Origin of the sequence: Haladaptatus sp. AB618 (assembly GCF_024136965.1) — an archaeon.
Lineage (GTDB): Archaea > Halobacteriota > Halobacteria > Halobacteriales > Haladaptataceae > Haladaptatus.
The window spans coordinates 269589-285288 of the sequence record NZ_JAMYJX010000004.1 but is presented as its reverse complement, the minus strand read 5'-3'; the positions used below and the strand labels follow the sequence as shown (position 1 = coordinate 285288).

The 15700-nt window shown below is 60.9% G+C and carries 13 protein-coding genes; 7 read left to right on the top strand and 6 right to left on the bottom strand.

Features of this window, described 5'->3' with window-relative positions; genetic code table 11:
* Positions 1 to 19: 19 nt before the first annotated feature.
* Positions 20 to 1081, bottom strand: a complete 1062-nt coding sequence (locus NKF26_RS14625; protein ID WP_253234508.1) for a sodium:calcium antiporter — start codon at positions 1079 to 1081, stop codon at positions 20 to 22.
* 4 nt (positions 1082 to 1085) lie between these two features.
* The gene (locus tag NKF26_RS14620) at positions 1086 to 2204 is read right to left on the bottom strand and encodes a site-2 protease family protein (protein ID WP_253234507.1); all 1119 of its coding nucleotides are present in this window, start codon (positions 2202 to 2204) and stop codon (positions 1086 to 1088) included.
* A gap of 302 nt (positions 2205 to 2506) precedes the next feature.
* Here NKF26_RS14620 and ppsA point away from each other — a divergent pair, with 302 nt between their 5' ends.
* On the top strand, positions 2507 to 4783 hold the full coding sequence (ppsA, locus tag NKF26_RS14615) for a pyruvate, water dikinase (protein WP_253234506.1): 2277 nt from the start codon (positions 2507 to 2509) through the stop codon (positions 4781 to 4783).
* A 49-nt stretch (positions 4784 to 4832) separates the two neighbouring features.
* On the opposite strand, the gene NKF26_RS14610 is transcribed toward ppsA, so the two are convergent.
* On the bottom strand, positions 4833 to 5858 hold the full coding sequence (locus NKF26_RS14610; protein ID WP_253225815.1) for a Gfo/Idh/MocA family protein: 1026 nt from the start codon (positions 5856 to 5858) through the stop codon (positions 4833 to 4835).
* Positions 5859 to 5953: 95 nt separating this feature from the next.
* Between NKF26_RS14610 and NKF26_RS14605 the strand changes: the two genes are divergently transcribed.
* Positions 5954 to 6979 (top strand): aldo/keto reductase, encoded by a 1026-nt coding sequence (locus NKF26_RS14605; RefSeq protein ID WP_253225814.1) that lies wholly within the window; start codon positions 5954 to 5956, stop codon positions 6977 to 6979.
* Positions 6980 to 7011: 32 nt separating this feature from the next.
* Here NKF26_RS14605 and NKF26_RS14600 read toward each other — a convergent pair whose 3' ends face one another.
* Genes NKF26_RS14600 through NKF26_RS14590 form a run of 3 tightly spaced genes read right to left on the bottom strand, consistent with a single transcriptional unit; the run spans position 7012 to position 9430 of the window.
* Positions 7012 to 7890, bottom strand: a complete 879-nt coding sequence (locus NKF26_RS14600) for an SMP-30/gluconolactonase/LRE family protein (protein WP_253234505.1) — start codon at positions 7888 to 7890, stop codon at positions 7012 to 7014.
* Positions 7891 to 7940: 50 nt separating this feature from the next.
* Positions 7941 to 8195, bottom strand: a complete 255-nt coding sequence (locus NKF26_RS14595) for a hypothetical protein (RefSeq protein ID WP_253225812.1) — start codon at positions 8193 to 8195, stop codon at positions 7941 to 7943.
* 2 nt (positions 8196 to 8197) lie between these two features.
* Positions 8198 to 9430, bottom strand: coding sequence for an ABC transporter substrate-binding protein (locus tag NKF26_RS14590; protein ID WP_253225811.1), 1233 nt, complete (start codon positions 9428 to 9430; stop codon positions 8198 to 8200).
* 321 nt (positions 9431 to 9751) lie between these two features.
* Between NKF26_RS14590 and NKF26_RS14585 the strand changes: the two genes are divergently transcribed.
* From NKF26_RS14585 to NKF26_RS14565, 5 genes are all read left to right on the top strand, one after another.
* A complete protein-coding gene (locus NKF26_RS14585; protein WP_253225810.1) occupies positions 9752 to 10888 on the top strand; it encodes a sugar ABC transporter substrate-binding protein in 1137 nt (378 codons plus the stop codon).
* A 9-nt stretch (positions 10889 to 10897) separates the two neighbouring features.
* Positions 10898 to 11908, top strand: coding sequence for an ABC transporter permease (locus tag NKF26_RS14580; RefSeq protein ID WP_253225809.1), 1011 nt, complete (start codon positions 10898 to 10900; stop codon positions 11906 to 11908).
* Positions 11909 to 11910: 2 nt separating this feature from the next.
* The gene (locus NKF26_RS14575) at positions 11911 to 12705 is read left to right on the top strand and encodes an ATP-binding cassette domain-containing protein (RefSeq protein ID WP_253225808.1); all 795 of its coding nucleotides are present in this window, start codon (positions 11911 to 11913) and stop codon (positions 12703 to 12705) included.
* A 192-nt stretch (positions 12706 to 12897) separates the two neighbouring features.
* Positions 12898 to 13602, top strand: coding sequence for a helix-turn-helix domain-containing protein (locus NKF26_RS14570; RefSeq protein WP_253225807.1), 705 nt, complete (start codon positions 12898 to 12900; stop codon positions 13600 to 13602).
* A 106-nt stretch (positions 13603 to 13708) separates the two neighbouring features.
* Entirely contained in the window at positions 13709 to 15652 is a 1944-nt protein-coding gene (locus tag NKF26_RS14565; protein WP_369682151.1) for an ABC transporter substrate-binding protein, read from the top strand.
* The last annotated feature ends 48 nt before the right edge of the window (positions 15653 to 15700 follow it).

Below are 15700 nucleotides of genomic sequence, written 5' to 3'. Positions count from 1 at the left end.
CGGTCGTCTATCCGACTAGCTACATCGTGGCGAGACCCAAAACGCCGAGACAGTAGAGGGAGAGTACCAGCAGTGAGTCGATTCCCATCCGGAACCGTTGCCGACGCGGTCGGACGATGAGGCCGATGCTGTAAATGCTCGTGAGGAGAATGCCGAGGGCGGTGAGATAGAGGGTGCTCGGCGGCATCGTGGCGAGTACGGCCCGACCGGAAAGGAGCGAGGCTACGAGGAACAGCGTCGGCAGAAACCCGTTGCCGCCGAAGATGTCGCTGATGGCGAGTTCGCAGTCGCCGAGTTTGATCGCCGCCATTCCCGTCGCGACCTCAGGCAGCGAGGTGACCGCCGCCAACGCTGTCGCTCCGAAGATTGCGCCACTGACCCCCGTCCTGCGTGCGATCAGGTCGCTGGTGCGTTCGAGCACCACGCCACCGACGAGCGTCGCAAGCGCGGCGAGCAGGAAGACGCCCACGACGTACCGCGTCGAATTACCGGCTGCTTTCATTCGGCGATGTTTCTTCCGTTTGGCGGTTCCCCGCGGCGTTTGCTGCCCGCCGGGGGCCGCACCCTCCCGTTCCCACGGCAACCCCGTGCGGGCCTTCGCGATGATCCACACGCCGCCGAGCCAGAGGCACACGATCAGTATCTCCGGTGGTGTCACGCGAAACACGAGAAACGCCGATGACAGTTGGCTCCCCATCACCGTCACGGAGAGGACCGCGACCACGACGCTCGCCTCGATGACCAACTGTAGTGATGATGCCCAGTACGTGAGTCCCTTCGACCGTCCGGTACCGAAGACGTCGAACACGACCAGAACGACCGTTTGAATCGCGATTCCGCCGAGAACGTTCCCCACCGCCAAGTCCACGTTGTCGGCGAGCGCGGCACTCACCGTGATGACGAGTTCCGGGAGGTTCGTGACGACCGCGAGCAGGACGAGCCCACTCAGCGCCTGTCCCAGTTTCCACCGTATCGAGAGGACGTCGGTCGTGTCCGAGACGTAGATGCTGGCGACGTACACGACCGCGGCCGCGCCGAGGAACACCACCGAGAGAAGGGGAAGCGAGGCACTTTGCAGCATCCGCTCACTGCCTCGTGATTTCGAGAACCGTCATCAGGTCGGTCCGTGTGACCAAGCCGATGATCTCCCCGTAAGGATCGACCACGAACATGCGGCCGACGTTACTGCGTTGGAAATCCGTCATGAACTCCTCGACGCTCTCGTCGGCGGACACGGTTTCGAGGTCACTGCTCATCACGGATCGAATCGTGTTCTCGTCGCGCTTTTCGACCGGAACGCGAGCGGCGTCGTCCAGTGTGACGATGCCGACCACCTGGCCGTCCTCGATCACGGGATAGCCGACGTGTCGCTGGTCCAACATCCGTTCGAACAGCTCCGAGACGGTCGATTCGGGTTCGACGGTATCCCAGTTGGCGACCGGAGTCATGATGTCGCTCACCGGGATGTCCTCGACCCCGGATAGCGTCTCTTGGACCACTTCGCTGGTGGCGCTGAGATACACGAAGAAGGCGACACCGATGAGAAAGATGTTGAGCGACAGGAGTCCGACGATACCGAAGACGACCGCCACGCCCTTCCCGACGGTCGCGGCGATTTGCGTGGCACGGGCGTGAGAGCGGGTTCGGGAGAGGAGCGCACGGAGGATTCGGCCACCGTCCATCGGAAACCCGGGTAACAGGTTGAACAGCGCGAGAACGAAGTTGAGCAGACCGAGATAGGCGACGATGAACCGAACCGCATCGAGACCGGCCGGGACGACCACGAGAGCCCCGTAACAGATCACGCCGAGAACGATACTCACGAGCGGACCGGCGATGGCGACCAGAAACTCCTGACGCCAATCCTCCGGGATTTCTTCGAGGGCGGAAACACCACCCAAAAACCAGAGCGTGATCGATTCGGTGCCGAACCCGAACCGTCGTGCGACGAGCGAATGACCCAGTTCGTGAAGGATCACGCAGACGAACAACCCGACCGCCGACAGAACCCCGAGTATCCACGGCATCCACCCGCCGACGAGCGTGCCCGTCTCGATCCGAGCGTTCCACAACTGATTGAGGACGTCGGCGAGCGGGGCGATTTGAATGCCGATCAGATACGCGACTAACGGGAGGACGATGAGAAAGCTCAGGTTCAGTTGGATGGGAATCCCGAACAACGACCCGAGACGGATGTTCCTCATCGTTCGATCGGACCGGTGGTGAACGACGGTTTCTCACCGCTTCGGCTGCTCGACACCCGCCGTGCTCGTTTTACAGAGTCGTCACGACGCCCGCAGGCGCTCGTAACGGATAGACGACAGCACCTCATGTACGTGTTCCAAACACCGAACGACTCAATAAGAAACGGTGATCGTTTGCCTCGACGGGTGGCCTCGAAAGACCAGCCTACGGTGCGGTAGGGGGAGTTGGAGAGACGCAGTTCAACTCGACGGGGGTAGTTTCACTGTGGTGCGCGACGAGTGTGCTGACGGGGGGAATTATCGTGGGGAACGATCAGTTCGTACGACAGCTTGCGGACGTAGGGAGTGCCAACGTCGATATAGTCGGGGGCAAAAGCGCGAACCTCGGAGAGCTTACCACGCTCAACGTACCCGTACTTCCGGGATTCACGACCACCGCGGCGGGGTACGACCACTACTTGTCGGAAACGGGCCTCGAAGAATCGATCGCCGCTCGACTCGTTGGCCTCGACCCGGACGATATCGATACGTTGCAGCGGCGAGGATCGGAGATCCGAGCCGACATCGAACCGGCGACGATACCTGCAGACCTCGAACGGGCAATCGTCGAGGAGTATCGTCTGCTGGGCGGACGACTGGGCGTCGAGAACCCCACCGTCGCCGTTCGGAGTTCCGCGACGGCGGAGGATTTACCGACCGCGTCGTTCGCGGGCCAACAGGAGACGTTTCTCAACGTCTCCGGGGAGACGGAGCTAATCGAGGCGATCGAAGGCTGTTATGCGTCGCTGTTCACCGACCGTGCCATCACCTACCGCTTCGACCACGGGTTCGACCACCTCGCGGTCAAACTCGCCTGCATCGTTCAGGCGATGGGCCGGGCGGACATCGGTTGTTCCGGAGTGGCGTTCACCCTCGACCCCGATACGGGGTTCGAGAACGCCGTCGTCATCGAGGCGACCTACGGGTTGGGGGAACTACTCGTCCAAGGGCAGGTCGATCCGGACCGATACGTCGCCTTCAAACCGACGAACGGCATCATCGAGCGGGAACTCGGGACGAAAGAACGACGGATGATCAGGCGGGGAACCGACACCGCCATCGAAGCGGTGCCTGACAACGAACGGGATCGCTTGACGCTCACTGACGAGCAGGTCACATTGCTCACGACGTACGCGAAACGCATCGAGGATCACTTCGACCGACCGATGGATATCGAGTGGTTGCTCGACGGCGAGCGGGACGAACTGTTCATCGTCCAAGCGCGACCGGAAACGGTGCACGCGGCGACGACGGAACGAACCGTCCGAACCTACCGCCGAACCGAGGAAGGCGACGTTCTACTGGAAGGCGTTTCGGTCGGGACTGCAATCGGCACCGGACCGGTTCGAATCCTCTCCGATGTCCGCGAGATGGATCGGTTCGAAGCGGGGGACGTTCTCGTCACCGAGACGACCGACCCCGACTGGGAACCGGTGATGCGGAAGGCGGCGGGAATCATCACGGAGCACGGCGGGAAAACGTCGCACGCGGCCATCGTCTCGCGGGAACTCGGACTGCCCGCCATCGTCGGTGCCGACGACGCGATGAAAACGCTCCGCGACGGCGACGAGGTGACGGTCGATTGTACCGAAACGACGGGTCGCGTGTACGCCGGAACGCTCGTCTACGACGTTCACGAGGAGCGGATCGACGAGATCCCCGAGACGGAAACGGACGTGATGCTGACCCTCGGGGACCCGTCCCGTGCGTTCTCGCTTTCCGATCTTCCGGTCGATGGGATCGGACTCGCCCGCGAGGAGTTCATCATCACGTCCGCCATCGGCGACCACCCGCTGTACGCCATCGAACACGACGCGTCGGAGCGGTTCATCGAACAGCTTCGAACCGGCATCGCGATGATCGCCGCCGCGTTCCACCCCCGGGACGTGATCGTCCGTCTCAGCGACTTCAAGACGGACGAGTATCGAAACCTCCGCGGCGGCCGTCGGTACGAACCCACGGAGGCGAACCCGATGCTCGGTTGGCGCGGTGCCTCCCGATACTACGACTCGCGGTTTCGGGAGGCGTTTCGCCTCGAATGCGAAGCGCTTCGTCGCGTTCGGGAGGACGTCGGTCTCGACAACGTGATCGTGATGGTACCGTTCTGTCGAACGCCGGACGAGGGTCGGAAGGTGAAGCGACTCATGGCGGAGTTCGGGTTGGCGATGGACGACCTCGACGTGTACGTGATGGCCGAACTCCCATCGAACGTCGTTTCGGCGGATCGGTTCAGCGACGTCTTCGACGGCTTTTCCATCGGCTCGAACGACCTCACGCAACTCACGCTCGGCATCGACCGGAACTCCGCACGGCTCGCACCGTTGTTTCACGAGGACGACGAAGCCGTCGAACGCTCCATCCGTTCGCTGATCGAAACGGCACATCGCCACGACCGTCGCGTCGGTATCTGTGGCGATGCCCCATCGACCGTCCCCGGGTTCGTCGAGTTCCTCCTCGACGCGGACATCGACTCGATCTCGGTCACCCCCGACGTCGCGCTCGAAACGATGCTTCGGGTCGCCGAACTGGAGGGCGATTGAAGGGAACGGCGATTCCTGCTCGGCTCTCCAGAACCGCTTTCCCCCCGGTTCACGCTTGTTTCGCCTCGGAAACCAGACGCTGGACGTCGACGGTTCGCTCTTCGGCGGCGGCCATGTATGCCGCCTCCGTCAGCGCAGTGACGTGGACGGCTTCGTCCGGGACGATCGGCCGTTCGCCGTCGTCGATGGCGGTGACGAAATCCGCCACCTTCCGTCTCGTCGCGATATCGAAGTTCGACTTCGTCCCCGTCGGTACCGTGTATCTGGTCGCTCCCTTGTGTTCGATGTACAGGTAGTCACCGGTGTACACCACACCGCCGCGTGTCCCCCACACGACGTACCCCTCGCGTGGATCCATCTCGACACCATCCCCCGTCACGGTGATACTCGCGATTGCCGCCCTCCCGTCCAGTCGCAGTCGTGTCGTGAGCGCCGCACTCACGTCGATGTCCGGCTTGGCGAACTCGATGGACGCAGTTGCCGTCTCCGGAACCCCGTTCGTCACCCACAGGAGCGCATCGAGGAGGTGTGAACCGGTGTCGTACAGTTGGCCGCCACCCGATATCGACGGGTCGACCCGCCACGACCCCCGATGTGAGGAGAACCAATTCTGTCCAATGTAACAGGCAACGGTGTGGACATTCCCGATACGATCGCTGGCGATGAGGTGCCGAATCATCTGAAAGACTGGATGAAAATGGCGCTGGTACCCGATTTTGAGGACACGGTCGTGTCGTCGTGCCGTTTCGACCAGATCGACGGCATCCCGTACGTCGGTCGTCATCGGTTTTTCCAACAAAACGTCGATTCCCGCTTCCAAGCAAGCGGTCGCTTGCTCGTAGTGATAGGCGTGCGGCGTCGCGATCACCATCCCGTCCAACTCCCCGCCATGCTCGTCGAGAAGCGTCCGATAGTCCTCGTACCCGGGCGCATCGAACTCGGATTCGAACACGGCACGCGCCCCCGTCGCTGTATCCGCGCCAGCAACGATGGTGACATCGTCCATCTCCGCTGCCAAATTCAACTCCAGTTGGCCGATTCCCCCGATTCCTATCCCTCCCATCCGTACGACCATGACTCTCACACACCGCGGTCGTGTAAAAACGTGAGGAGAGTGGACATCTTGTGGCCGGTAAGTTATTTTCCGTCGCTATCCGTATCGAGAAGTAGATGAACTATCGAACGCTCGGCTCGACGGGTACGAAAGTCTCGGAACTCTGTTTCGGCACGTGGCGATTCGGGAAACGCACCGGTGACGTCCTCGAAACGGACCGCGAGGAAGCACACGAACTGCTCGACGCCGCGTGGGAGAACGGTATCAACTTCATCGATACCGCAAACGTGTACGGCACCCCGAACGGCAGGAGCGAGGAGTACATCGGGGAATGGCTAGACGACCACGACCGCGAGGACTTCGTCATCGCCTCGAAGGTGTACTTCCCGTTCGACGGTTGGGGCGAACCCGGTCCCAACGACTCGGGACTCTCGCGTAAACATATCCGCGCCCAGATAGAGGGGACGCTCGACCGCCTCGGTACGGACTACCTCGACCTGTACTACATCCACCGCTGGGACGACGAAACCCCGATAGAGGAGACGCTGGCGACGCTGACGGAACTCGTAGAGGACGGGAAAGTGAACTACCTCGGCGCGTCCACGATGGCGGCGTGGCAACTCACGAAGGCGCTCTGGAAATCCGACGTGAACGGCTTCGAGCGCTTCGACGTAACCCAACCGCTCCACCACGCGGGCTACTACACGGACGTCGCCGATTTCCTCGACGTCTGTGCGGATCAGGATATCGCGGTCTGTCCGTACTCCCCGCTCGCGGGGGGCTTCCTGACCGGGAAATACGAACGCGCGGACCCGGACGACCCGAAGGCGGTGAAAGGCCCCGACGATGCCCGCGGGGATTTCGACGACATGTTCGGCGACTATTACGTCTCCGAGCGCGGGTGGAAAGTGCTCGACGCGATTCGATCGGTCGCGGACGAGGTGGATGCGACGCCTGCACAGGTGTCGCTTCGGTGGTTGATGGACCACGACGACTTCACCTGTGTTCCGATCATCGGCGCACGCACGCCCGAGCAGTTGGACGAGAATGTCGCGGCATGTGACATCGACCTCTCCGGGGAACAGTGGGACCGTATCATGGACGCCCGATACAAGGACGACGACACGCTCTGGGGGCACTGACCGTACTTACGGTGACTGTCCACCGTAACCGCTCACGGGGAGACGTCCGAGCGGAACTCCGGACGACCGGCGACGCCCGGCGAGAACCGAAACAGGGCACCCGCACCGTCGCCTTCTTCCTCCCGCGATCTCGGTTCGCCCTCACCCGGACCGAGAGCGGTCGTGACGTACGCGTCCTCGTATCCCTCGCCGCCGAACGTCACGCAGGAGACCTTCCGCGCGGGAAAGTCGATGCGTCGATCCTCTTCGCCGTCCGGCGTGTAGCGGACGAGACACCCCCCGTTCCAGTAGGCGGTCCAAACGTACCCGTCCGCATCGACGGTCATCCCGTCGGGACTTCCCTCCTCGTCTTCCGTATCGACGAACACGTCCCGGTTCGAAATCTCCCCCGTCTCCGCGTCGTACTCGAATCGATACACCGACTCCGCCTCGGTCTCGTTGAAGTAGAATCCGGAGCGGTTCGGGGTGAACCCCATCCCGTTCGGGATCTGCAACCCGTCGAGCACCTTCGTGATCGTCCCGTCGGGGTCGAGTCGATACAGACTACCGAGGTGGTCGTCGCTCGGCATCGTGCCGCAGAACACCCGTCCTTCCGGGTCGGCGATCACGTCGTTGAAGCGCGTGTCGCGTTCTTCCGGAATCTCCTCGATGACGGTCTCCGTCGTTCCGTCGCGCCAGATTTCGACCTTCCCGGCGTCCTCGAACAGCAGCAGCGATCCGTCCTTCTGGATGGTGAACCCGCCGATGGCGTCCGCCTCGTAGCAACGTACGTGCTCGTCCGTCGCCGGGTCGTATCGAAGCAACTCGCCGTTCGGGATGTCGAGCCAGTAGAGGCGCTTTTCGTCCGGGTGCCAGAGCGGTCCTTCGCCGGTGTGATTGTGGGTATCCGCGACGCGTGTCGGTTCGGGCATGCGTTCCGTTTCGTCTGTGTGCCAGATAAAATTTGATGCGAGCGCTCCCGTCAGGTATCCAATCCTTCGACGATTCTGTCCGGGTCGATGTCGCGAGCGCGAAGGCGTTCCTCGATGGCACAAAGGGCCTGTATCGTCCGGTCGTCGATACCGTACTCCCGGAGGAGGAGGCTATTGCGTCGGTACCCATCGACCAATCGTTCGTCGGACCACTCGTCGTACGGTGACGCCGGGGAGGTCCCGACGTCACTCCGACGAAGGTTTCGATTCATCTTTTCGGCGATCCGGACGGTTTCGTCGACCATCGTTAGAAGTCCCCCTTGATGATATCCGCGACTTCTTGACGGTCGAACAGTTGTTCGTCCGCCGGGAACTCGGGGTACGGTCCGCCGTCGGAGGTGGACCACTCGCCGAACTGGTCGGGGTAGAACTGCTTGGCGCTCATCTCCAACTGGAAGAGGTTCAGGATCGGCCCCTGATAACGCGCCCCTTGCGGGTAGACGTGGCCGTTCTCGACCGCGGAAATCTTCGCGGCGACGGGATCGGATTCGAGCGTCGAGCGGAGGTCGTTCATGCTCACGTCCGGTTGCATCCCGCCGAGGAACAGTATCACGTCCGGATTCGCCTCCAACATCGCTTCCAAGTCGACCGTCGCCCCGGAATCGACCGATCCACCGAACGCATCCTTGGGCCGTAGCGGTCGCGTGTGTGCCGTCAGGAATCCCGGACTGACGACCGGATACGCCCAGATCTGCTTCGTCACGTCGCCGGCGGTGATCATCGCCACGCTCGGACGCTCGTCCTTCGGCGGGAGACCGTCTCGTATCGTTGCGAGAAGGTCGTCGTGAACGCTGGCGAGCGCCTCGTAGCGCTTCTCCTCGCGGAACACCTTTGCGACCTTCTCGAACTGCTCCCACAGGGTGTAGTACTGATAATCGCCGGTCCACTCGGAAGTCACCTTCTGCTCGCGCGCGCTCAACGAATTGCCGAACCACGGCGCGATGTTGTCGGCGATTTCGTCGATGTCCTTCATGTTCCAATTGTCGAGTTGAATCACCGACGCGGGGTCGGCCAAGTGAACGTCGCTGTCGAGTGCGTAGAGTTTCTCCTTGCTCACTTCCCACGACGGGTACAAATCCGACCAGTCCACCGAAACGCCCGGGAGACGAGGTGTGAACTGGTTCCACGTCGTGTCGTAGTACTCCGGCCCGTTGACGGCGTTGACGTCGTCGCCGCGGCCGAGCGCGAACGCCATACCGGTGTGATGTGACAACCGAGTGAATATCTTCTTCGGGACGGCATCGAACTCGACGGTCCCCACGGGGGACATCGTCACTGAGTACGAACCGTCCCCGGACGTCTTCGTCTCCGATTCCGTTTCGGTTGTCGTCGTGGAGTCGGTGTCGGTCGCCTGCGTCGTGGTCGTTTCGGATTTATTGCCGGAACAACCGGCGAGCAGGCCGCCGCCGATGACTGCGCCGCCGCCTTTGAGGTAGTCCCGTCGTGTCGGTGCATCGCGCGTGTCGCCGCCTTGTGGCATACGTTTTAGGCTCGCCTAAACCACTAAAGCAGTTTCGATTTTTTGGCCAGCCTAAAACACTCGTTTGGTGAGAATCACGGTCGTGTGGAAAGAACGATGATACCCCCCGTGGGACCATATCGACCGCCAACCAGCACGCCACCCCACCGACGCCGTTTCCTCGCCGTTATCTCGCCGTTCTATCGGCGTGACCGGCGGTCTTCGACCGTCCGGATCTTCTCTCAGTTTAAATCGCACTTTACTTCTAGATATTATATTGTATATTATACTATTCATATATTTATAATTAAGGTTATAACCATCCCTCCCACATCGTTAATGATGCCATCCGTTACCAGAAGACGATATCTCGCCGGCACCGGTGCGGTCACGCTCTCGGGCCTCGCTGGCTGTTCGGGATTTTTCAGTACCAGTAGCGGCCCCCGGAGCGGTGAATTGAACAAACTCGGTATCTCGATGTACGTTCGCGGCGGTTCCTGGATTACCGCGTTCAAGGAAGCCGCGGAGTTCTACTGCAAGGATCAAGGGATCAAAGTCGATATCGTCCCGAACCAACAGAGTGCCAACAAGCAGGCATCGGACATCCGTCAATTCGCGAATCAGGGATACGACGGTATCCTCGCGAGCATCTGGTCGACCGGTGCTATCAAATCCGCCATCGACTCCTCGGAGAAACAGGGCGTTCCGGTGTTCACTGCCAACGCGGACACGGCGAGTTCGAAGGCCAAAATGTACGTCGGATTCAGTAACACCGCAGGCGGGCAGAAATCCGGCGAGCAGATGATCAAGTCGCTGAAAGAACAGAAAGGCGGCAAGGACAAATGGCGCGTGCTGAACGTCCGCGGTCCGCAGGGGAACCAATCCGCGAACCAGCGCAGTCAGGGGTTCCTCGACGCCGTGAAGAAAAACGACAAGATCGAAGTGGCGGACACCATCAACGCGGAGTTCGCTCAGGACGAGGCCAAGAGCAAGGTGAGCCAGTGGCTCAACTCCAACGGTAACGTCGACGGCATCTACTCAGCCAACCTTTCAATGGGGCTCGGGACGAAGACGGCCGTCGAACAGGTGGGAAAACTGAAGAAGAAAGGGGAGAAGGGACACATCGTCCTCACGCAGATGGACGGAAGCCCGCAGGTCAACCCGCTCGTCAAAAAGGGGTACATCGACGCCGCCGTCGACCAACCCAACTACTTCTACATGCCCATCGCCATCGAGTACATGCGCAAGTACATCGAGAACGGCGACGATGCGATACCGAAGGTCGGAAAGCAAGTCTCGAAGAGCGACCTCAGTGTCAAAGCGCATAAGCACAAGGGCGTGGACCTGTGGAAGAAGGCCATCTGGAGTCCGGCGTCCATCAAAAAGCAGAACGGTCACCCGTGGTTCCAGACGAACAGCATCGTCATCACGCAGGAAAACGCCGACAAACCCTACCTTTGGGGGAACATTTGGGGCTGATCGAGATCCATGAGCACATCAACTAGTGGGATTCTCGGGCGGTTCGCCGACGATTCTGAGGACCTCGTCCTCACGTTGCTGGAGTACATGATCTGGCCGATCCTCCTCCTCGTCGTCGTCTGCGTGGCGGTGCTCGTCCCGAACACGTTCCGGAACATCATCTCGGTCCAGTTGATCCTGTGGCAGGCGGTTCCCATCGGACTGCTCGTCCTCGGGGAGAGCATCTGTCTCCTCTCGGGTCACTTCGACCTCTCGGTCGGGGCGATAATGGGTTTCTCGGCCATGTTCACCGGGATGTTGCTCGGCAACTGCCCGAGTTGCTGGGGCGTCATCGGGAGTCCGGCGCTCGGCTTCGTCATCATCCTCGTCGTCGGGGGACTGATCGGCGTTTTCAACGGCGCGATGATCAGCAAACTCGGCATCAACCCGTTCCTGCAGACCCTCTCGACGCTCATCATCCTAGAGGGGGCGAAAACCGCGCTCAACACACAGCCCGTTCCCGTTCCCAAGGGCTACCTCGTTCCCGGTTCGATTCCCAACCTCGCCATCCTGCTCACCCTCGTCGCCTTCGTCATCGTCGGCTACGCGATGAAGTACACCGAGTTCGGGCAGGAGGTGTACGCACTGGGAAGCGACAAGGATTCGGCGCGTGCCGTCGGCGTCAACACCGACCACATCACCATCGCCGTTTACGCGATCAGCGGAGTTCTCGCCGGACTCGCCGGATTGATGAGCACCGGCTACACCGGTGTCGTTCCACCGCTCATCGGGGAAGGGCAGGTATTCCCCGCGTTCGCCGCGGCGGTGATCGGCGGTATCAGCCTGTTCGGTGGCCGAGGGAAGATTTCGGGCGCGCTCGGCGGCGTCCTCCTGCTCGGCGTGATTCAGGCGGCCCTGAACATCAGCGGCGTTCCGGCGACGCAAGTGCAGGTCGTCAACGGTTTCGTCCTGCTCGTCGCCATCCTCCTGTACAACACGCAAGAAAGCATTCGAAACCGCATTCTCGCGGCAAGCGCCTGATTATGAACGCGAACCCCAACGAAACGACCCGAACGACGGCGGAACCGGACGTGAAAATGCGGTTGGAAGGCGTGGAGAAGCGCTTCGGCCGCATCGTCGCGCTCGAAAACATCGACCTCGACGTGTACGAGGACCAAATCTTCGCGCTCGTCGGCGACAACGGTGCCGGAAAGTCGACCATGATGAACGTGCTGTGCGGCGTGCACGAACCGACGGCCGGTCAGTTGTACTTCGACGGCGAACCGGTGTCGTTCTCCAACCCGAACGACGCTCGGGAGACCGGGATCGAAACCGTGTATCAGGATCTGGCCCTGATGAACGACCTCGACGTCGCCACGAACATCTTCATGGGACAGTTCCCGAAGCGTGGCGTCGGACCGCTCAGCGTCATCGATTGGGAGGAAACGTACGAACGCGCCGACCACATCATGTCGGACCTGCTCGGCCGCAACATCGACGCGGAAACCGAAGTGGAGTTCCTCTCCGGCGGGCAGCGGCAACTCGTCGCGGTGGGACGCGCGCTCGCGTTCGACCCCGACGTCATCATTCTCGACGAACCGACCAGCGCTCTCTCGGTCGATGCGACCGAACTCGTTTACGAAACGATTCGGCGATTGCAACAGGACGGTCACACCATCATCATCGTCAGCCATAGCTTGGAGACGGTCATGGAGTACGCGGACCGTATCGCGGTTCTCTATCAGGGCGAACTGGTCGAAGTCGAATCCACGACCGAAACGGACGTCGAGACGCTTACCGAACTGATGATCGCCGGAACGGCGTCGTCGGGTGACTGAGAAGTAAATCCGTTTTCGGTGGACGTCGTTTCCGTCGTGTGCCACCCAATCAGCCGACCACACCCGTCGTCCGATACCGATTTTCCACCGGTCGTACCGATCAGACACCGGCAATAGTTCGACGGTGTCGAGGAGAAGACAAATCCGCGAATGATAGTAACTTATATTCTCGCGCACTGGATGCCGGATACGATGCTGCGAGTGGAATTCCGAACACGACCGACCGGTGTCATAGAACACCTCGGGGATCTGATCGACGGTGTTCGGAGCGTCGAACTCGACAACGCATTTTACATCGAGGACGGAACGTGGATCGAGTCGCTCACCGTCTCGGCGACCGATTCGTTCGATTTTTCGAGTATCTGTGAAGCCATCTCCGGCGTCAGTATCTTCAACCGTTCCCCGCTCCCGACCGGACCGATGGGAATTCAATCCGAGCGGGCGATCATCACCGCGAGGGAACCGTATCCATCGATACTCGGACTCGTCCTCAGGAACGAAGCGATTCCGAACCGAATCGTCCTCGCCAACGATCAAATCACGGTCGTCGCGACCGTCCGCGATTGGGAGCAGTTCAGGGAGTTGGGTGACGATATCGAGCACAAACTCGGCACGTTCGGCTTGGAGAGCGTCACGCAGGTCGATACCATCGGCGAACCGCTCGACAGCGGCCGATTGACGGCTACCGTCCTCTCGAAACTCTCCGACGAACAGCTCCAGACGCTCGAAACCGCGTACGAGATGGGGTATTTCGACGTCCCGCGACGGACCTCCGCGACGGACGTCGCGGACCGCATCGGCGTCAGCCAATCGAGTTTCAGCGAACGGCTCCGACGAGCCGAACGGAACCTCGTTTCACTTCTCTTCGGTCCGACCTCGTCGGAGGCCGACGGCTGAATATCGTGCTCGAAACCTTGCCATAACTTCATACCCCATTTAAAGAAAAATCCATATCGGACCCCTTCGGACATAGGACCATGAATCAAGAGTATATAGAGCACCAATGTCCATGGAAGAACATGGGAGATCAACAGAGGCAAACGGTCAGGAGGGGACGCTCTCACGCAGGAGATATCTCTCCACCGCTCTCGCTACGACGGCCGCAGTCGGGTCGTTAGCTGGGTGTAACGGCAACGCCGGAGAATCCATCGCGGCGAACGTCCCTTCGGGCGTCCCGCACTCGGTAGAAACACGGTACTGGCACGATTGGCCGACCATCGACGCCGACGCACCTGGAATGGAGTACACGGCATCGGCAGGTGCACGGCTCGATCCGATCACGGTCGAATATTCGAGCGAGGACGACCCCTGGATGCGCGAACACGCGCTGATGTTTCGGCGCGCACTCGGCGACTTGGGGGCTCCGATGAAGCTCATCGACCGGCCGCTCAACCAGTTGTACGCACAGAGTTGGGAGACCGGCGGCCTCGAAAACATGATTTCGATGAGTTCGCAGGGTCCGGACCCGCAGCGTGGACTCGACCCGAACCCGTTCCTGATGCGGTTGTACGAGGAGAACTCCTCGAACTACACGAACTACTGGGACGACCGGATCAATCGGCTCCTCGAAAAACAGCGCCAGATGACCGGCGAAGAGGAAAAGCGCAAGAAGCTGGTTTCGAAGGTTCAGCGGCTGTTCGGCGAGGACGTCGGCGACATAATCACGCTGTTTCCGAACGTGATCACGGCTGTCAACACCGACAAATGGAAGGGATACGTTCCGACGCCCGGAAACGGGCCGACGGGCGATTCGTTCCAGTGGACGGAGGTGAACCTCCAACCGAAGACGAACGAGCGGACGTACGTGAAGGGGGTTTCGACCTCGATGAACTCGCTCAACCTCCCCTGGTCCGCCGGTGGGGCCGAGGAGGCGCGTCTCAAGTTCATCTACGACGGACTGTTCGACGCGTCCCCGTCGCTCGAAGTGATCCCCGGATTGGCGACGAGCGCCGAGTTCACCGGCGACACCACCGTCGAAGTCTCGCTTCGAGACGGCGTCGAGTGGCACGACGGGAAACCGTTCAGCGCCGACGACGTCGTTTTCTCGACGAACCTCTACATCGAGAAGACGTCGACGAGTCAGGGGACGTTTTACGAGCCAATCGAGTCGGTGGAGAAACTCTCGGACTCGCGGGTCCGGTTCGAACTGAAACGCCCCGACGCTTCGTTCACGACCCAGCGCATGGTCCGGAGCATCATCGTTCCGAAACACCGCTGGAAGGACGTCGAAACGCCGTCGCAACACAATCCGGGCTCCCCCGTCGGAACCGGTCCGTTCCGGTTCGAGGATTGGGACCAAGGAACCCGATTCGCCGTCTCGCGCAACGACGGCCACTGGATGTTCGACGACGAGTGGCGACGGAACCACCTCGGTGACGCCGCCGTGAGCGGTCCGGGAATCGAGCGCGTGGTCTGGATCAACGTCGGGAACATCGACGCGATGATCGGGGCGCTGAAAAACGAGGAACTCGACGCCATCGGGACGACGCTCTCGAACACGCAAGCCGACCGGGCCGCGAACTCGGCCCACATCGAACGGATGTCGACGAAGAACTTCGCCCCCGTCGCGGTGAAGCTCATGCACTCGAACCCGCTGATTCGGGACAAGGAGTTCCGCGTTGCCCTCGCCAAATCGCTGCCAAAGCAACAGTTCGTCGACGACGTGCTGCTCGGCGAGGCGACGGTTCCGGACGGCGAGAACTACATCTCGGAACTGACGAAGTGGCACGCAACGGGCGTCAAACACTACGAGTACGAGCCGAAACGCGCGCGGAGAATCCTGGAACGGGCGGGTTACATCTGGGACGACGACGGCGTAATGCACTTCCCGAACGGGAAGGCATGGAAAGCGTTCGTCGAACGAACCAAACCCGGAAAGACGCACGAACGCCGGACGGAACTCGGCCAACCCGACTTCTCGGACGAAACGAACACGACCACAACATAAAAACACATGACACGAACCCTTTCGACCACGACGACGGTGACAATCGAC